Source organism: Mangrovihabitans endophyticus, assembly GCF_014646155.1.
Classification (GTDB): Bacteria; Actinomycetota; Actinomycetes; order Mycobacteriales; family Micromonosporaceae; genus Actinoplanes; species Actinoplanes endophyticus.
This window is the reverse complement of record NZ_BMMX01000011.1, coordinates 43,899-62,448: the sequence shown is the minus strand read 5'-3', so window position 1 is coordinate 62,448 and position 18,550 is coordinate 43,899. Positions and strand designations below refer to the sequence as shown.

The window sequence follows — 18,550 nt, the reverse complement described above, 5'->3', positions numbered from 1 at the left end:
TAGGAGTGCTCAGCGCGTGGCGATGCGCGAGCGGACGGACGGACATGACAGGATGCAGCGCGTGCCCTCGGACAACGCAGGGTCCTCGGTCGCCGCGGACACGTACGTCGCGGATCTGCACATCCACTCCCGATACTCGCGTGCCTGCAGCCGTGACCTGACGCTGCCCACCCTCGCCTGGTGGGCGCGCCGCAAAGGCATCGCGGTGCTGGGCACCGGGGACTTCACCCACCCGGCCTGGTTCGATCATCTCCGGGAGAACCTGCGGGAAACGCCGGAGCGTGGCCTCTATCGGTTCGCCGACGAAGCGGAGGTCACCCGGCAGTTGCCCGGATCGGTGCAGGGCAGCCCGGCCGCGCGGTTCATGCTCAGCGTGGAGATCTCCACGATCTACAAGCGCGACGACCGTACGCGCAAGGTGCATCACCTGATCTACGTGCCCGATTTCGCGGCTGCCGAGCGGGTCACCACGGCCCTGGGCCGGATCGGCAACCTGGCCTCCGACGGTCGGCCCATCCTCGGCTTGGACTCCCGCGACCTGCTGGAGATCGTGCTGGAGTCGGACCCGGAGAGCTATCTCGTCCCGGCGCACATCTGGACGCCGTGGTTCTCCGCGCTCGGCTCGAAGTCCGGCTTCGACGCCATCGCGGACTGTTACGCGGATCTCGCCGGGCACATCACCGCGGTGGAGACCGGGTTGTCATCGGACCCGGAGATGAACTGGCGAGTGTCCAGCTTGGACCAATATCATCTGGTATCCAATTCGGACGCGCATTCGCCCGCGGCGCTGGGCCGCGAGGCGACGTTGTTCTCCGGTACGCCCGACTACTCGGCGATGCGGACCGGCAGCTCACTGGCCGGCACCATCGAGTTCTTCCCGGAGGAGGGCAAGTACCACGCCGACGGCCATCGTGCCTGCAACGTGAACTGGGAACCGGCCCGGACACGGGAACACGGTGGCCGCTGCCCGGAATGCGGCAAGCCGCTCACCGTCGGTGTGCTCAGCCGCGTGGCGGACCTCGCGGACCGGGAACGAGCGCAGCCCCGGCGGCAGAGCGTGGAGCACCTCATCCAGTTGCACGAGATCCTGGGCGAGATCAACGGTGTGGGCGCCAAGTCGAAGACCGTCGCCGGTGCGCTCAACCATCTGGTCGCCGCCCTCGGCCCGGAACTCTCCATCCTGCGTACCGTCCCGCTCACGGAGATCGGGCGGGCCGGCGGCGAGGATCTGCAGGAAGCGGTCTCCCGGCTGCGCCGCGGCGAGGTGCGCCGGGTGCCGGGCTACGACGGCGAGTACGGCGTGATCACGCTCTTCGCGCCGGGCGAGGTGAAACGCCCCGGTGCGGCACAGGCAGAGACGCTGTTCGACATGCCGGACGTGACACCGGTGCCGCAGCAGCGCCGCACCGAGCCCGCGGTCGGCCGCGCCCCGGCGCCGAAGGCCACACCGCGAAAGGAGCCGCCGGCCAAGGCGCCTCCGATCCCGCCACCGCCGTCCCCGCACGAGCCGTTCGAACCGATGCTGGCCGGCATGGAGGAGGTGGGCACCGGGCTGCTCGACCGGCTGGACGCGATGCAGCGCGTCGCCGCGTCTGCGCCGGGCGGCCCGCTGCTGATCGTGGCCGGTCCGGGCACCGGCAAGACGCGGACACTGACCCACCGGATCGCCTACCTCTGCGCCGAACTGGGCGTGTTCCCGGAACGCTGCCTGGCGATCACCTTCACCCGGCGGGCCGCGGAGGAGATGCGCACCCGGTTGGCCGCCCTGATGGGCGACGTCGCGGACGACATCACGGTCGGCACCTTCCACGCGGTCGGCTTGACCATCCTGCGTGAGAACGCCAAGGCGGCCGGGCTGGGCGCCGACTGGCGCATCGCCGACGATGCGGAGCGCGCCGCGGCCCGGGAACAGGCGGGCGCGGATGATCTGGCGTACGCGAAGATCCTGCGCCAGCAGGACCTGGTCGACCTGGACGATCTGATCGCGCTTCCGGTGGCGCTGCTGCGCGACGAGCCCGACCTGGCGGAGCGATACCGCAAGCGCTGGCAGTGGATCTTCGTGGACGAGTACCAGGACGTCGACGAGGTCCAGTACGAGTTGCTGCGCCTGCTCAGCCCGGCGGACGGCAACCTGTGCGCGATCGGCGACCCGGACCAGGCGATCTACTCGTTCCGCGGTGCCGACGTGCGGTACTTCCTGCGGTTCAGCGCCGACTTCACCGACGCGCGGCTGGTGCGCCTCACCCGTAATTACCGCTCATCCGCGCCGATCCTGGCCGCCGCCGTGCAGGCCATCGCGCCGTCCACCCTGGTCCGCGGACGTCGCCTCGACCCGGCCCGTCTCGATCCGGAATCTCCGCTTGTCGGCCGCTATTTCGCGGCGTCCGTCGCGGACGAGGCCGACTTCGTGGTGCGCACCGTCGACGAGCTGGTCGGCGGGTTGTCGCACGGTTCGCTGGACTCCGGCCGGGTGGACTCGCGGGCGGTGGCACCCGGCACGCTGTCGTTCTCGGACATCGCGGTGTTGTACCGCACCGACGCCCAGTCCGGCCCGATCGTCGAGGCGCTGTCGCGGGCCGGCGTGCCGGTGCAGAAGCGTTCGCACAACCGGCTGCGCACCCGCGCCGGGGTGCAGGAGATCGCCCGCGAGTTGCGGCACGCCTCGGGCCTCGGAGGCGGGCTCCCGGCGCGCGTCAAGCTGGCCGCACAGGTGCTCGCGCAGCGGTACGCGGCGCCGACGCTGGACGGCGATCAGATGGCGCCGGAGGACGTGTGGGCGGCGGCGGACCTGCTGATGCCGTTGGCCCGGCGCACGGGTGACGACGTGTCCCACTTCCTGCAGGAGATCGCGACCGGCGCGGAGGTGGACGCCCTCGATCCGCGCGCCGAGGCGGTGCACCTGCTGACCCTGCACGCCGCGAAGGGCCTGGAGTTCCCGGTGGTGTTCCTGGTCGGCTGCGAGGCGGATCTGCTGCCGTTGCGATGGCCCGGGGCGACGCCGGGCGACGACGAGGTCGCCGAGGAGCGCCGGTTGTTCTTCGTCGGGCTCACCCGCGCCCAGGATCGCCTCTATGTCACGCATGCCGCGCGCCGGTTCCGGCACGGCAGCGAGCGGGAGCACACGCCGACGCCGTTCCTGGACGCGATCGACGGCGGCCTCTTCGACCGCCTCGGCGACACCACGCCGGCCCGTCCCCGGGAGCGTCAGCTCAGGCTGCTCTGATCGGGGCGGGCCCGCACACCAGCAAGGCGACCAGCGCGCCGGTGAGCAGGGCGGGTCCCAGCGGCAGCCGGTGGTCGCGCCCGGCGCGGCGCGCGGTCAGCACGGTGACCGCGACGGATCCGTTGATCGCGTGCGCCAGCCCGAGCCCGAGCCCGAGCGCGGACCAGCTCACCGAGCCGAGCAGCCAGCCGAGCACGGCGGCCAGCTTGACGTCACCCAGCCCCAGCCGCCCGCCGGATGCCACCGCCACGGCCAGATAGCCGCCGCCGGTGAGCACCGCCGCCGCGAGCGCGCGACCGGCCGACCCGGCGAGCCCTGCCGACCCGGCCACGACGGCCAGCGCGGCGACCAGCGGATCGGGGAGTCGCAGGCAACGCCGGTCGACCTCGGCCAGCAGCAGCCCGAGCACGCCCGCGACCAGCAGCGCCGGGAGCGCGGGCGAGCGGGCCCAGCCCACGGCCAGCGTCACGGCGACCGCCGCGCCGCACAGCACGGTGCGCCAGGGCGCCCCGGCGCAGGCGCAGCCGGCGCCGGCACGCAGCCAGCCGGACGGCCCTCGCGGAAACGGCGCGTCGCAGTCCGGGCACGCCGCGAGCGGCGGTGTGCCGGGCGGGACCGCCAGCCGGTGGGTGATGCGGGGGAGGAAGGCCGCGGCTGCCGCGCCGAAGACGGCCGCGGCCACGGCGAGAGTCAGCGGCATGACGGTGGACGGTAACGGCAGAACGAGGGCGCCCGCCGGTCGCGTTGCCGACAACCGGCGCGAGCCCGCGCGGTTTCGTGCCGGGCGGGCGGGCGGGGGCACGCTACCGTTGACCCGAAACTCGCCGCGTGGAGGAAGTTCGATGAGCCAGCACGGCCCGCACCCCGGCAAGCCCTGGCCGGACGGGTCCGACGAGCCCTACACAGAACCGGCCGATCCCTGGCGGGACGCGGCCGCTTCCCCGGAGGGGGCGTGGGGCGGGCACCCTCCGTCGTTGCCGCCGATGTCGGATTCCTCCGGGCCGTACGCTCCGCCGCCGTACCGCGCGGACCCCGCGCCGGGATGGGATCCGCCCGCCCCGCGGCCGCGCCGCAACGCGCCGATGGTCGCCTTGGTGGTGGTGCTCACGCTGCTCGTCTGCGGCGGCCTGGTGGTGAGCGGCGTGCTGATCAGCCGCGCCACCCGCAACGCCGCGGCCGGTGAGGCGCCGGCGAGCACGCCCACCGCCGGGGCCACCACCAGCGAGGTGGCCGCGCCCGAGCCACGCAGCAGCTCCGACGCGCGGTTCGTCGAGGAGGGTCAGTGCGTGCGCAACGAGGGCACCGCCGACGAGCCCGAGATGACCATCGTGGGATGCGCCTCCGGCACGTACGAGGTGCTGCGGCGGGTGGACGGCAAGACCACCGGTGAGGCGGACGCCGAGGCCAAGTGCCGCGGGGTCGACGGGTACACGAAGTGGTACTTCTACGACAGCGAGCTGGACGAGCTCGACTTCGTGCTCTGCCTCCGCGACCGGTAGCCCTCTCTAAGACTTTCTAGCATCTGAGCTAGAAGGCCGAATACGCCGCTCGATCGATGCGGTCGGCCCGGCCGGAGAACATCAGGCACTCTAGCGATTCGGCTAGACGGCCCGATACGGTGCTATCCGTGGACCCGGTGCGGAACCCGTACGCTCCCGGCGCCGGCCAGCGACCACCGGAGCTGGCCGGGCGCGATCGTGAGCTGGACGCGTTCGACGTGGTGCTGGAACGGGTGGCGCGCAGCCGCCCGGAGCGCAGCCTGGTGCTCACCGGCCTGCGCGGCGTCGGCAAGACGGTCCTGCTCAACTCGCTGCGGTCGGCGGCGATCGGCCGACTCTGGGGGACCGGGAAGATCGAGGCCCGTCCCGACCAGCCGCTGCGCCGCCCGGTCAGCGCGGCCCTGCACATGGCGTTGCGGGAGCTCACCCCGCACCATCGCAACCCGGACCGGGTGGACGAAGTGCTCGGCGTGCTCAAGGCGTTCGCGCTGCGCGCCAACGACGCGAACACCAAGCTGCGCGACCGGTGGGCGCCCGGCATCGACGTGCCGGCCGCGCGCGGCCGGGCGGACTCCGGTGACATCGAGATCGACCTGGTGGAGCTGTTCACCGACGCGGCGTCCCTGGCCACCGACGTGGGCACCGGCATCGCCCTGTTCATCGACGAGATGCAGGACCTGGGTCCGGTCGAAGTCTCCGCGCTGTGCGCCGCGTGCCACGAGTTGTCCCAGCTCGGCGCGCCGCTGATCGTGGTCGGAGCGGGGCTGCCGCACCTGCCGGCGGTGCTGTCCGCGGCCAAGTCCTATTCCGAACGCCTGTTCCGATACCAACGGATCGACCGGCTCGACCGCGGCGCCGCCGACCTCGCGTTGTGCGCTCCGGCGGCGCGCGAGGACGTGGCGTACGAGCCGGGTGCCCTGGATCTGCTCTACGAGAAGTCGGGCGGTTACCCGTACTTCGTGCAGGCGTACGGGAAGGCCACCTGGGACCACGCTCCGCAGACCCCGGTCACCGAGGACGACGTCCGGGTGGCCGCCCCGGAGGCGGAGGGGGAACTTGCCGTCGGCTTCTTCGGGTCACGGTTCGAGCGCGCCACCCCGGCGGAACGCGAGTACATGCGGGCGATGGCCGCACGGAGCGGCGAGACCACCGACGACATGGACGCGGCGGTGCTCACCTCGGAGATCGCGGGCGCGCTCGGCCGCCGGCCGGCGAGTCTCTCCCCGGCGCGGGACGCGTTGATCAAGAAGGGGCTCATCTACAGCGGTGAGCGCGGCACGGTGGCGTTCACCGTGCCGCATTTCGGCCGGTACCTGCGCACCCAGCCGTAGGCCGGGTTTCGTCGTCTCGGCCCGGCCGTCCCCGCGATCCCGCGCATGACCGTGCCGGTGCGGGTATAACCAGCGGTATGAAGCCCGTACGCAGCGCTGCGCGCGCCATGCTCGCCTCGATCTTCGTGATCAGCGGAGCCCGCAACCTGATCGACCCGGATGCCAAGGTCGACACCGCGAAGCGGGTCACCGACCGGGTCGGTCCCCTGATCGAGAAGGCCGATCCGCGCCTGCCCAGCGATGCGCGCAGCCTGGTGCGGATCAAGGCCGGCGTCGACGTGGCGGCCGGGTTGATGCTGGCCGGCGGCAGATTCACCCGGCCGGCGGCGGCCGTGCTGGCCGCGAATCTGATCCCCACCACCGTCGCGGGTCACCCGTTCTGGGCGCTGCCGCAACCCGAACGTGCCGCCCAGCAGACCCAGTTCCTGAAGAACCTCGGTCTGCTGGGCGGCTTGCTGTTGGCAGCCGCCGACACGCAGGGCAAGCCGGGTCTGCGCTACCGCACCAGCCACGCGGTCGGCCGGTCGCAGCGCAGCGTGCGCCGTGCGGTGCGCACCGCTCGCCGCGATGCCAAGATTGCCGCGATGTCCGCCACCGCGGGACGCAAACTGCCGGGGTGACCTTCCCGAAGCATGCGCGTTAGGCCGTACGGGGCCGCATGATCATGCGCGGCTGTCTAAGCTCTCCGTTCGAGAGCGACATGGGGGTCGCGCCATGCCGGTGTTGGAACGCACGCGCACACACACGACGGTGCGCCGGTCCACAGTGACCGTCGCGGCGATGGTTGGCGCCGTCCTGGTGCTGGGGGCCGTCGCGGACCGGTACGGCTTCGCCGGGCTGGCCGTCGACCGCGGCGCGCTGACCAGTTGGCTGTCCGGCGGAGGGCTGTACGCGTTCCGCGATCCCGTCGTCCACCTCGGCACCGCGATGTCGCCGCCGACCGCGTTCTTCCTGCTGCCCTCGGCGTGGGTTCCGTTGCGTGTCGCGGGTTGGCTGCTCGCGCTGTGCGGTGTCACCGCGCTGGTGCTGGCGGCGGTGGCGCTGGCCGCGCCGATGGCACGCCGGCACGGCCGGCCGCGGTGGATCGCCGTGCTGCTCGCCGTGGCGATGGCGGTAGCGATCGAGCCGGTGCGTGCCACGCTCGGGCTTGGCACCCTCGATCTGCTGGTCTTCGGGTTGCTGGTCGCCGACGTGGTGGCGCTGCGCCGGGGCGCGTGGGTGCGCAGCCGGGAGGCGTGGTGGCCGGGCCGGACAGCGGCACAGACCGCAGACGGCACCGCGCCGGCCACTCGGTTGCGCCGGGGCTGGGCCAACGGCGCATGGGCAGGCGTCGGCACCGGGCTGGCCACGGTGTTCGCCATGGGATCCGGCCTGTTCATCGTCTACCTGGGACTGACCAGGCAGTGGCGACCGATGATCACCGCCCTGATCACCAGCGTCACGCTGGCGGCCGGGGCGCTGGTCGCCGCGCCGCACGAGACCGCGGCGTGGTTCGCCGAGGTCTTCTGGCGGCTGGACCGCACCGGTGGCATTGCCCGGCCGGACAATCAATCGCTCGCCGGGGTCCTCGCCCGGCTGTACGACTCGGCCACCACGCCGGTGCTGCTGTGGTCGTCGTTCGCGATGTTGCTGCTCGCGGTCGGACTGATCCGGGCCCGGTCGGCGCACGCCGAGGGCGACGAGGTGGCCGCGTTCACGGTGGTCGGCTTGACCGGGGCGATCGTCGGCCCGGTGACCGGCATACATGAGTTGATCTGGGTCTTCCCGGCACTGTTGATCCTCATCGACGTCGCGGCCCGCCACCGGACCGCGACACGCCGCCCGGTGCGGGGGCGACGCCTCCCGGGCGGGGGAGTGTCCGCCGCCGCCGTCGCGACCCTCCTGTTGTTCGCGACCGCTGAGATGTGGACCAGCACCGGACCGATCACCGTCAACGCGTACGCGCTGGCCCTGATCCTCCTGGTGAACGCGCTGCCGCATCGCCCGGGTGCGGCACCGGCGTTCCCGGTCGACCGGTGGAGCAAGCCCAACCGCCTGCCGATGGTTCCGGCGGCGCGCCGCACTACGGACAGTTGACCCACTCGTCGGTGCCGTCGGAGAAGACCTGACGTTTCCAGATGGGCAGACGCGCCTTCGCTTCGTCGACCAGCTTGGCGCAGGCGGCGAAGGCGGCCGACCGATGTGCGGTACAGACCGCGGCGACCAGGGCCACGTCGCCGATCGCCAGTGTGCCGATCCGATGCACCACCGCAACGGCGTACACGTCCGGGTCTGCGGCGATCTCGTCGGCGACCGTGCGCAGGATCGCCGCGGCGCTGGGGTGCCCCTCGTATTCCAGCAGGGTCACGCCGCGACCGTGGTCGTGGTCGCGGACCACGCCCTGGAAGGTGACGACCGCCCCGGCCCGGTGATCGGTCACCGCCTTCTCCTGCACGGCCGGGTCCAGCGGCTGGTCGGAGATCTCAGTCTGGACGAGGGTCATCATTCGCCTCCGGCGGGCCGGGCCGGCCGCTCTCCGGCGAGCAGCGGCAGGGGCAGGAACGGCAGGGCGTCACCGGCCGCCGCCTCGGTGTGTGGCGCCACGACAAGGAAGCCGTCCGCGTTCGCCAATCCGCGCAGCATCGCCGAGCCGACGTGGCCGACCGGCGTGGCCGTGCCGCGGTCGGGGTCCAGCGCGGCCAGCGCCAGATGGGTGTCGCCACGCCGTCCGTGCACCGCCGCGGTGGTGGTCACCCGAGCCGGCCGGGGCAGGCTCCGGCCGTGCCGCCCGGCCAGGAACGGCTGCACCAGCGTCACCAGGGCGATCACCGCGGACTGCGGATTGCCCGGCAGGCCGGCCAGCAGACGCGCCCGCCCGTCCGGGCCGGGCAACCGGGCCAGCAGCATGGGAAAGCCGGGGCGCACGGCGACGGTGTCGATCACGTATTCGCCGCCCAGGGCCGCGATGGCCGGGTGCAGGTGGTCGACCGGTCCGCGCATGGTGCCGCCGGTGGTGCAGACCAGATCTGCCGTGCGCATCGCCTGCCGGATCGCGTCCACGTGCGCGTCGAGGGTGTCCTCGACCGGTCCGACCGCGGCGTCCGGTGTGATCCGCGCGCCGCACCGGCGCAGCCAGGCCGGCACCTGGGGGCCCAGCGAATCGCGCACCCGGCCGTCGCCCGGCGCCCCCGAGGTGAGCAGCTCGTCGCCGAAGACCAACAGCGCCGCGCGCACCGCGGGCGTCACACGCACCGCGTCGTAGCCGCAGGTGGCGGCCATCCCGACAACCGCCGGGTCGACCGGCGTGCCGACCGGCAGCAGTTCCTCGCCCTTGGTCGCCTCCTCGCCCGGCATGCGCCAGTCGGGCACCGGTCGCGGTTGCCCGCTGACCAGCCCCGACGCGTCGCGGGTGGAATCCTCGACCCGGATCAGCGCGTCCGCGCCGTCCGGCACCATCGCGCCGGTGGCGATCTCCACGCACGTGTTGTCCGCCGACAGTGGTTCCGCCGTCCCGCCGGCCAGCACCCGACCCACCGGACGCCACGGCCCGGCACCGCGCACCGCCCAGCCGTCGATGCTCGACGTGGGAAAGGCGGGCAGGTCGGTCAGGGCGAGGAGGGGTTCGGCCAGAGTGCGGCCGTCCGCCTCAGCCAGCGGCACCACTTCCGCCGCACATGCCGTCGAACGCCCCGCTTGCCAGGCGGCCTCCCGCGCCGCGGTCCATTCGATGCTCACCGGCGAAGCCTATGCCTTCGGATGGTCGCCACCGCGGATCTGATCCACCGTGTGCGCCAGGATCGGACCGAGCACCGCCATCCCGTCGCGCGCCCCTCCGGTGGAGCCGGGCAGGTTGATGATCAGCGTGCGCCCGGAGACCCCGGCCACCCCGCGGGACAGCGCGGAGGTCGGCACCTTCTCCCGGCTGTACGCGCGAATCGCCTCGGCGATGCCCGGGATCTCGAAGTCGAGCAGCTCACGAGTCATCTCGGGAGTCCGGTCGGTCGGCGTGAGGCCGGTGCCGCCGCTGGTCACCGCCACGTCGACCGCTTCCGCGATCGCCGCGCGCAGCGCCTCGGCGACCGGCGGACCGTCCGGCACCACGAGCGGCTCCGTCACCTCGCACCCGAGCTCACGGAGCACCGCCACCAGCAGCGGCCCGCTCTCGTCGCGGTAGACGCCCTTGGCCGCCCGGTTGGACGCCACGATCACCCGAGCCTTCACGGCCGCACCCACTCTCCGGTCTTGCCGCCTTCCTTGTGCAGCACCCGCACCGCCTCCACGCTCGCCGCCGGGTCGACCGCCTTGACCATGTCGACCAGGGTCAGCCCCGCCACGGCCACCGCGGTCAATGCTTCCATCTCCACACCGGTGCGATCGGTGGTCTTCGTGGTGGCGGTGATCTCCACTCCGGTGTCGGTGACCTCCAGGTCGACGGTCACCCCGGTGACGGCGATCGGATGGCACAGCGGAATCAGGTCGGGCGTGCGTTTGGCGCCCATGATGCCGGCGATGCGTGCGGTCGCCAGCGCGTCACCCTTCGGCAGCTCGCCGTCACGTAACAACGCGACCACATCGGCGGTCGTGGCGAGGCGGCCGGCGGCGACGGCACGGCGCACGGTCGGGGTCTTGGCGCTGACGTCCACCATGCGCGCCGCGCCGGTCTCGTCGACATGGGTCAGCTTGTGCGTGTCGGTCACAGCGCCCACCCTATAGAACGTACGTTTGAATAACGCGGTGAAACGGCCAGAAAACGCTTCGCACACTGGCTTGCAATCCGGATGTGGCGACGCAATGTCAGCACTCGTCCGCCTTCCGTAGCGAAATTCGGGCCGAACGGACCGCAAACGTTAATTGATCCATAAGAAACGTTATGCGAAGGGCGTCCGCACACACGCGGACGTACATTACAAACCTGTTCAACGAGGCTGCCCACCGGGCATTTTGTGCGGTTGGCCCGCCTCATACCTGCTATCCCCTAAACGTATCGCAGAACCGTGCGCAGCGTCGTCGAACGGTCACAATTTCGGTACGAAGCGGGCTTACTTCGCATTTCCTGAAACGAACGACAAATGCAGCTTCCATCCTTGTCGTCGGATTCCTATCGTTGTTCGCAACGGAGCACGAAGAATCCATTCGGCAAAGGGGTGACGGCCATGCGCGAGACCGGCTGGGGATGAGATCGGAGACGCCGTCGACGGCGCGCCGCGCGAAAGCTCGGCATTGACACTCGCCCGGCGTCACGCGGCACCATAGAGGCGTGAGGCAGCGGCTGTGAACGACGCGAGGACCGACAGGCGGCTTCGGCCGTATGTCGGTCTCGTCGCGTTTGGGGCCCTTTTGTGCCTCGGGTGGACGGTGTTCGAGCTCGACAGCCTCGCCGCCAGCACCGCTATTTATCCGCTGGCCTGCGCGATCATCACCGCCGCCGCCGCGGGACCGGTCATTCAGATCCGCTTCCGCGCGGAACTGCGACTGATCCCCATCACCTCCGGCGCGGTCCTGATATCGCTCGCCATCCTGCCTGGGCCGTGGGCGGTGCTCGCCGCCGCAGCCGGCATGCTGACATCCCAGCTTCTGACCCAGCGCACCCTCCTGAAGCTCACCTTCAACGTCGCCAAGGAAGTGCTCGCGGTCACCGCCGCGTCGCTCGCGCTGCCCCTGTTCGGCGTGACGCCCGCGGTGTCCTCTCCGGCCGGTCTCCCGTCTCCCGCGCAGCTCTCTCTGGCCCTCGCCGCCGCCGCGCTGTGTTACGCCATCGTGGACGACCTGCTCGGGCACACCGTCCTCGCGTTGGCCAGTGGCGTCTCGTGGCTGCAGTCCGCCCGCCGCAACTGGGACATCGTCGCCGCGGTGCGCGTGGCCAACCTCGCCCTGGCGGTGACCATCGCCCTGGTGGTGCGCAAGGATCTGTGGCTCATCGTCGCCATGCCGCTGACCGTGCTGGCCCTGCAGCAGGCCACCAAGAGCAGGATCCGACGGCGCGCCGACGACGAGGCGTGGCGGCGCCTCGCCGGAGCCACCGATCGTCTCAACCACACCGACCTGACCACGGTGCTGCGATCCGCGGTCGTCCAGGCGCCGGAGTTGTTCTCCGCCGACGACGCGGAGATCGAACTGCGCGACGCCACCGGTGGCCGACTGATCCGCGCGGCATACGACGGTCCGCCGGGCCAGGCACCGGAATGGGGCGGCTGCACCATCACCACCGTCCTCGGCGGGCACGAGGGGTCCGGTCCGGTGGGCGAGTTGCGGCTGCGTTTCCGCACCTCGGTCAGCCTGGAGCAGTCGGAGAAGTACAAGCTGCGGACCTTCGCGTCCGCGCTGGCCACCAGCATCCGCAACGCCATCGCGTACGCGGAACTGGAACGAGTCTCCGACGAGCATGCCTACCACGCCACGCATGACCCGCTCACCGGGCTGGCCAACCGCCGCGAGCTGCTGGACCGCGCCGGCGACGCGTACGCCGGCCGCGGCGACGAGGGTGTCCTCGCCCTCCTGCTGATCGACCTGAATCACTTCAAGGAGGTCAACGACACGCTCGGTCATCAAGCCGGCGATCTGGTGCTGTGCGAGGTCGCGTCGCGGATGCAGCGTGCCGCCCAGCCGCAGGATCTGGTGGCCCGCCTCGGCGGCGACGAGTTCGCGGTGCTGTTCACCGGCCTGCCGACCCCCGCGATGGCCACGCACCGGGCGGAAACGCTGTTCCGCGAGCTGGAAAGCAGCGTCGAGGTGGAGGGCATGCGCCTGACCGTGGAGGCGTGCGGCGGGATCGCGCTGTTTCCCGGCAGCGGCGGCGTCACCGAGGTGCTCCGGCGCGCCGACGTGGCGATGTACCAGGCCAAACGGTCCGGTCGGCGGATCACCACGTACGCGCATTCCCGCGACCCGGCCGACGTCAACCGGCTGGTGCTGGGCGGGGAACTGCGCCGGGCGATCGCCGAAGGCGAGTTCGTGGTGGACTTCCAGCCCATCGTCGACCTGGGCACCGGCGATGTGGTGTCGGCCGAGGCCCTGGCCCGATGGGAGCACCCGGACCACGGCTGTCTCACGCCCATGCGGTTCCTGGAAACGGTGGAACGCTCCGACCAACTACCCGCGTTCGCCGACGCGGTGCTCGAACAATCCCTGTCCGCCGTGAGCATCTGGCGCGAGGCGGGATTCGACCTGCCGGTGGCGGTCAACGTGTCGCCCCGCAGCCTGCTCGATCCCGGCTTCCCGGACGCCGTCCTGGAACGACTGAGCCGGCACGCCGTCGCGCCGGACCGGCTCACCCTGGAACTCGCCGAAACCCTCACCATCAGCCAGCTCGACGTGGTGGGGCGGGCCCTCGACGATCTCCGAAGCGCCGGGGTGGGGCTGGCCCTGGACTACTTCGGCAGCGGAGTCTCGTCGCTGTCCGTGCTGTCCCGGATACCGGTGCACCAGCTCAAGATCGACCGTGGTTTCGTGCAGACCGTCGAGACGTCGCCGGAGGCGGCGGCGCTGATCCAGTCGACCGTCGACCTGGCCCGCAGCCTGCGCCTGGTCGTGGTCGCCGAAGGGGTGGAGAGCGAACCCCAACGGCGGGCGTTGTTCGAGCTGGGATGTGTGGCCGGGCAGGGACATCTGTTCGCCCGGCCGATGCGGGCTGACCGGGTCACCGCAACCCTGCAACGCGGCACCGCCGGACGGTCCGGTGCGCTCGCCGAACCCATGCACGAGGCGGGCTCCGTGGTGCGGATGTCCCGTCGCCGCCCGTCCGGGCACGGCAGGTCTCTGCCACACTTGCACGCGTGACCTGGCTCTCGCGGCTCGACCGGGCCGCCGGAGGACTCGCCCTCGACGCCGGGCTCTACGCGGTCTCCGCCGCCTTCGCGCTGCTCACCGCGATCACCTCGACGCTCCTTCCGCACCGGGCGTGGGGCGCCGTGGCGTTCTGGGGTTATCTCATCGCCCTGATCGTGGTGTCCCTCGGGCTCCTGCTGCGCCGGCCGGCGGCACGCGCCGCGCAGACATGGGCGGTGTGGGCGCTGGTGACCGCGCTGCCGCTGGTGATCCAGGCGGTGCAACGTGCCGCCGGTCACGCCGGTCGCGCGCAGGAAGAGGTGCTGGTCGTCGAGCAGATGGGAGAACGGTTGGCCGGCACCGGCACGCCGTATCTCGGGGCGGATGCGATCCGCGCGCTACCGCCCGGCGAGCGGCTTCTCGCGTACCACCCCTACCAGCCCGGCATGGCGGTCTTCGGGCTGCCACGCGCTTGGTTCGGCGATCTGTGGTGGACGGATGCGCGGATCTGGTTCGCCGTCGTCACCGTCGCCGCGGTGGGCGGCGCCGCGGCGCTGCTCGGACGTAACGTCGCCGCACCACGCCCGGTCGCGGACCCGGTCCGCGGTGTGCAGGTGGTCACCGTGCTGCCGATCTGCGCGCTCACCTTGGCCACCGGCGGTGACGACCTGCCGGTGGTGGCGCTGTGCGTGCTGGCCTTGGCGCTGAGCGCGCGGGGCTGGTTCGCGGCCTGCGGCGTCGCGGTCGGCGCCGCCGCCGCGCTGAAGCTGTTCGCGCTGCCGATGGTCGTCGTGCTGGCGGTGCATGCGGTGGTCACCGGCCAGGGTCGCCGGTACCTGCCCTGGGCGCTCGGCCTGCCGGTCGCGGTGCTGATCCCGGCCCTGCTGGTGGACGCGGACGCGGTGCTGGAGAACGTGATCCGCTTTCCCCTCGGGCACGGCGTGGTGACCAGTCCCGCCCAATCACCCTTTCCCGGATACCTCATCGCCACCGGGCTGCCGGGCGGCCGGTACGTCGCCGCGGGACTGCTGGTGGCGGCCGGTGCCGTCGTCGCGGCGATGCTCGTACGGCGTCCGCCGCGCACGGCCGCGTCTGCCGCTCGCTACGCCGGGCTCGGCCTGCTCGCCGCCATCCTGCTGATGCCCACCACCCGGTTCGGCTACCTGCTCTATCCCGCCGTCCTGCTGGTGTGGGCGGGGGCGCTTACGCCGCGCGTCACGGACACGATCACACCGCGGGATGACCCCGCTGTGTACCGTTTGTGAGATGCAGATGACCTGTCCGAAGTGCCACGGCGACATGCGGGTGTACGAGCGCAGCGGCGTCACGGTGGATCAATGCAAGGAATGCCGCGGCATCTTTCTGGACCGCGGAGAATTGGAGAAGCTCTTCGAGGCCGAGGCCACCTGGGACAACCGGCCGGCGTCCGCGCCGCCGACCCGGCCGGCGTCCCCGCCGCCCGGTGGGTACGCCCCTCCGCCGCCTCCGCCTCCCGGCCATCAGGGCGGTTACACACCTCCGCCGCCTCCGGCGTACGGCGCGCCCGCCCCGGGGCATTCCGCACCCGGCTACCCGACGACCGGCTACCCGACGACCGCGCACGGCATGCACGGTGCGCGGTACGGCCACCACGGCCACTACCGGCACCACGGCCACTACCGGCACGGCTACCACGGCCACTACCGGCGCCGCCGGAGCTTCCTGCACGAGTTGTTCGACTGACGGCCGGCCCGGCCGGGGAACGCACTCAGCTCAGCGAGTTTCCGGTGATCGCGGACGTCAGCACGGTCGCCAGGCCACCGCCCATGACGGCGGCGGCGAGTCCGACGCTGGCCGCCTTCCACGAGCCGCTGGCCCATCGCAGCCCCACCGCGACGAGCATGCTGAGCAGCAGTGACAGGCCGAACTGCGGTGCCGCGCCGGCCAGCGTGCTGAGCGCGTGCGCCTGCTGGCTGCCATTCAGCACGAGCATGTAGAGGACGAAGAGGACCACCGGCACGCCGTACCAGATGACGGTGTAACCGACCGCGGCAAGTGGACCGCCGGTGTTCTCTTCGATCTCGTCCTGGTCGGCGTCGAGGAGATCATCGGCCGCCGGCCCGGTGGCGGTGGCCAGGCTGCCGACCGGGCGGCGCTCGTACGATCCGGTCGATGCGCGGGGCGGCCATCGCGTGTCCGCCGCCTCTTGCCAGCGGTCGGCGGGCGCGCCGGCCATGAGCAACTGTTCCCGGCCGGCAACGTCCTCCCGGGCCCCGGCATACTCCCGGTCGGCGGCATACTCCCGGTCGGCGGCATGATCTCGGTCGGCGGCGTAGCCCCGGTCCTCGGGAGCCGGCGCGGGCGGCTCGGCGGGTGCGTCCGCCGGTGCGGGACGCGACGACACCGGCGCCGCGCTGCCGGACGGGCGGAACGGCACGAACTCTTCGGTGCTGAACCGGCGGGATTCGCCATCCGCCAGGTTGCTGCTGGTTTCCGCGGCCAGCTCCCGGCGCCAGTCGCCGGTGCTGTTCCCGCGATAGCTGGCGGTGCCCCGGACGGGTGCCGACGGGGCCGCCCCGGTGTCCCACCCGAGGTCGGCGTGATCTCCTGCTTCACGGTTGCGTTCCGCAGCGGGGTCGACCGGCCAATTCGCGCCGTCCACGGCGCCGTCGCCGGGCTCCCGCCGCCACAGTTGCGGATCCACCGGCGCGGCGTAGCCCGAGCGGTCGTCGTAGGTCGACCGGTCGTCGTATCCCTGCGGGTCTGCGTGTCCCTGCGGGTCTGCGTATCCCTGGGGGTCTGCGTATCCGCGAGTCTCGTACCCCTGGCTCCCGTATGCCTGGGCCGCGTATCCGGGAGCCGCGTACCCGGGAGCCTCGTACCCGGGAGCCGCAAACCCCCGGCTGTCGTAGTCCCGCGGTTCCCGATACCCGCGGCCGTCGTCGTATGCCGCCGGATCGCCCTCGTATCCGGGGGGCCCCGCCTCATATCCTCGGCGGTCTTCCTCCGGGTCGGGAGCACGTCGGCGGCCCACCCGGTTCGGGTTATGCGGTCGCGGACGCATCTCGGTGCGCCAGTCGCCACCAACCGTTCCGGAACCCTGCCAGGACGTCGAAATGATGCCGGTGTCGGAGACCTCCGCCGCCCACGGATCCGTGGGCGGAGCCTCGATTTCACGCCGGTACGCGGCCGGGTCCCGGTCGTAGCCGGCGGTCCGGCCGGTACGGCCGACGTCGTCGCGCCGCCAGCCGGGTGACGCCTCGCGCCCGTCGTCACGACCGCGGTACGACTCGTCCTCGCGGCTCCAGACGCCGGAGTCCTCCGGCGATCGGCCCCACGCACCCGACGTGGGTGCCGGATCGGTCCCCCGCCGCCGGTCCGTCCGGTCGTCGCGGTCCCAGGTTCGCCCGTCCCCGCCCGGCGGTTCCCGAAACAGTTGAATGCTGCCGGTGTCGGCATGACCGGCCCAGTCGTCGGATTCCGAACGTGTGCTCCACCCGGTGTCACCGGGTGGACGCTGGTCTGGTTCCGGGGCGCGGCGCCGTCCGATCGGCCGGGTACGTTCCCCGATGCCGGCCGAACCAGCGGCGGATTCCTGACGCCACCGTTCGCGATCGTCGGCCCGGACCAGGTGCCGGCCGTCGTCGCCGTACGGCCATGCCGGCGCGCCGTAAGCCTCCGGTGCGGCTGGCTGCTGCCAGGACTGTGGCGTCTGCTGCCAGGACGGTCCGGATCCGGCGGCCTCCCGGCGCCCATGATCCGCGTAGTCCGCACGCCCGTAGTCCGCACGCCCCGCATCCCCGTAGCCGGGTTCTCGGTAGCCGGGGCTCTGCCACAACCCGGCACCGGCCGCAGGCGGCGGCTCGTCGTACGGCGTCGTCGGCGCCGATTCGATCGACTGCTGCCAGGCCGGCGCCGACTGCTGCCAGGCCTGCGCGCTGGACGTCGGGGGAGCACCGGACGCCGGCGGCACGTTCGGCATCGCCGATGACTGCCACGGCGGCGCGGAGGGTGCCGATCCGTTGAATTGCTGCCACGGCGGGGCACTCTGCGGGGGCTGCTCCCACGGAGGTACGCGCTCGGTGAACCGGCGCCATGTCCCGCCCGAGGCGTCCCGCCCCTCCTCGGCACCGTCGGGCGTCGGCCAGGCCGTGCCGGAGATGGCGAGCTGTTGCCCTTCCTGCCCGCCGTCGACGGCGGGCAGGAAGCCCTCGGCGCCGTTCCCGGTCTGCCACGCCTCGGTGGTGGATCGCCACCCGTGGGTGCCCGACGCGGAACGCCACTCGGTCGTCTGCCGCCAGCGCGCCGTCTGCTCCGTCGCACGCCACTCGGCGGTCTCGGTGCGCCAGCCCACCCCATCCGGCGGGAAGGCCGGGCGGCCGGTGGTGGCCACCTCCGACCAACGGCTGCGCTGGCCGTCGCCGCCCTCCGACTGCTCCGCCCAGGCGTCGGCACGTCGCGCCCAAGCGATGGCCTCGGGGCTGGGTTGCATACTCCCGGTGTCGGTGATCGACTCCCACGCAGGGCGCGTTTCGGAATTATCGGGATCTGTCGGGTTAGCCGGAGCGGCCGACGCGCGCCTGTCTCGCGGCAGGCGGGCACCGTAGTCCCACTCCCGTTGGTCCACCCGAAAAGCGTGACCGCTCCGAGACTGAACCGCAACGCCTCCCAGCGACGGCTTGGTCACGCTGCCCCGGCACGACACGCCGTAGCGCGTTCGGGGTGAACCGCCGAAAAATTCTTGCTCCACACCGTGGGGACCACGAATTTCCTGC

The 18,550-nt window shown here is 72.1% G+C and carries 14 protein-coding genes; 8 read left to right on the top strand and 6 right to left on the bottom strand.

All coding sequences use genetic code 11. The features are described 5' to 3' along the window. Positions 1 to 61: 61 nt before the first annotated feature. Entirely contained in the window at positions 62 to 3,223 is a 3,162-nt protein-coding gene (locus tag IEY73_RS14705) for a UvrD-helicase domain-containing protein (protein ID WP_373292789.1), read from the top strand. Here IEY73_RS14705 and IEY73_RS14700 read toward each other — a convergent pair. Next, a complete protein-coding gene (locus IEY73_RS14700) occupies positions 3,210 to 3,923 on the bottom strand; it encodes an A24 family peptidase (RefSeq protein WP_189079763.1) in 714 nt (237 codons plus the stop codon). The genes IEY73_RS14705 and IEY73_RS14700 overlap by 14 nt on opposite strands. A gap of 142 nt (positions 3,924 to 4,065) precedes the next feature. Here IEY73_RS14700 and IEY73_RS14695 point away from each other — a divergent pair, with 142 nt between their 5' ends. The 4 genes from IEY73_RS14695 to IEY73_RS14680 all read left to right on the top strand — a co-directional run bounded on the left by IEY73_RS14695 (position 4,066) and on the right by IEY73_RS14680 (position 8,129). Next, positions 4,066 to 4,722 carry an LppU/SCO3897 family protein gene (locus IEY73_RS14695; RefSeq protein WP_229715839.1) on the top strand — a complete coding sequence of 219 codons (657 nt, stop codon included), beginning with the start codon at positions 4,066 to 4,068 and terminating at the stop codon, positions 4,720 to 4,722. A gap of 128 nt (positions 4,723 to 4,850) precedes the next feature. Next, positions 4,851 to 6,053, top strand: a complete 1,203-nt coding sequence (locus IEY73_RS14690) for an ATP-binding protein (protein WP_189079762.1) — start codon at positions 4,851 to 4,853, stop codon at positions 6,051 to 6,053. 77 nt (positions 6,054 to 6,130) lie between these two features. Next, the gene (locus IEY73_RS14685) at positions 6,131 to 6,673 is read left to right on the top strand and encodes a DoxX family protein (RefSeq protein WP_189079761.1); all 543 of its coding nucleotides are present in this window, start codon (positions 6,131 to 6,133) and stop codon (positions 6,671 to 6,673) included. A 94-nt stretch (positions 6,674 to 6,767) separates the two neighbouring features. Then, a complete protein-coding gene (locus tag IEY73_RS14680; RefSeq protein ID WP_189079760.1) occupies positions 6,768 to 8,129 on the top strand; it encodes a glycosyltransferase 87 family protein in 1,362 nt (453 codons plus the stop codon). On the opposite strand, the gene IEY73_RS14675 is transcribed toward IEY73_RS14680, so the two are convergent. Genes IEY73_RS14675 through moaC form a run of 4 tightly spaced genes read right to left on the bottom strand, consistent with a single transcriptional unit; the run spans position 8,116 to position 10,729 of the window. Continuing rightward, positions 8,116 to 8,538, bottom strand: coding sequence for a molybdenum cofactor biosynthesis protein MoaE (locus tag IEY73_RS14675; RefSeq protein WP_229715838.1), 423 nt, complete (start codon positions 8,536 to 8,538; stop codon positions 8,116 to 8,118). The genes IEY73_RS14680 and IEY73_RS14675 overlap by 14 nt on opposite strands. Then, positions 8,535 to 9,767, bottom strand: a complete 1,233-nt coding sequence (locus IEY73_RS14670; RefSeq protein WP_189079758.1) for a molybdopterin molybdotransferase MoeA — start codon at positions 9,765 to 9,767, stop codon at positions 8,535 to 8,537. The genes IEY73_RS14675 and IEY73_RS14670 overlap by 4 nt, the downstream gene beginning before the upstream one ends. A 9-nt stretch (positions 9,768 to 9,776) precedes the next feature. Continuing rightward, on the bottom strand, positions 9,777 to 10,253 hold the full coding sequence (locus IEY73_RS14665; RefSeq protein ID WP_229715837.1) for a MogA/MoaB family molybdenum cofactor biosynthesis protein: 477 nt from the start codon (positions 10,251 to 10,253) through the stop codon (positions 9,777 to 9,779). After that, the gene (gene moaC, locus IEY73_RS14660; protein WP_189079756.1) at positions 10,250 to 10,729 is read right to left on the bottom strand and encodes a cyclic pyranopterin monophosphate synthase MoaC; all 480 of its coding nucleotides are present in this window, start codon (positions 10,727 to 10,729) and stop codon (positions 10,250 to 10,252) included. The genes IEY73_RS14665 and moaC overlap by 4 nt, the downstream gene beginning before the upstream one ends. 658 nt (positions 10,730 to 11,387) lie before the next feature. Between moaC and IEY73_RS14655 the strand changes: the two genes are divergently transcribed. From IEY73_RS14655 to IEY73_RS14645, 3 genes are read left to right on the top strand one after another with little or no spacing between them, the layout of a single operon-like run. Then, a complete protein-coding gene (locus tag IEY73_RS14655) occupies positions 11,388 to 13,808 on the top strand; it encodes a putative bifunctional diguanylate cyclase/phosphodiesterase (protein WP_229715836.1) in 2,421 nt (806 codons plus the stop codon). Beyond that, positions 13,805 to 15,061 carry a glycosyltransferase 87 family protein gene (locus IEY73_RS14650; RefSeq protein WP_189079754.1) on the top strand — a complete coding sequence of 419 codons (1,257 nt, stop codon included), beginning with the start codon at positions 13,805 to 13,807 and terminating at the stop codon, positions 15,059 to 15,061. The genes IEY73_RS14655 and IEY73_RS14650 overlap by 4 nt, the downstream gene beginning before the upstream one ends. A gap of 1 nt (position 15,062) precedes the next feature. After that, positions 15,063 to 15,518 carry a TFIIB-type zinc ribbon-containing protein gene (locus IEY73_RS14645; RefSeq protein ID WP_189079753.1) on the top strand — a complete coding sequence of 152 codons (456 nt, stop codon included), beginning with the start codon at positions 15,063 to 15,065 and terminating at the stop codon, positions 15,516 to 15,518. A gap of 25 nt (positions 15,519 to 15,543) precedes the next feature. Here IEY73_RS14645 and IEY73_RS14640 read toward each other — a convergent pair whose 3' ends face one another. Next, positions 15,544 to 18,267, bottom strand: coding sequence for a hypothetical protein (locus IEY73_RS14640; protein ID WP_189079752.1), 2,724 nt, complete (start codon positions 18,265 to 18,267; stop codon positions 15,544 to 15,546). Positions 18,268 to 18,550: the final 283 nt, after the last annotated feature.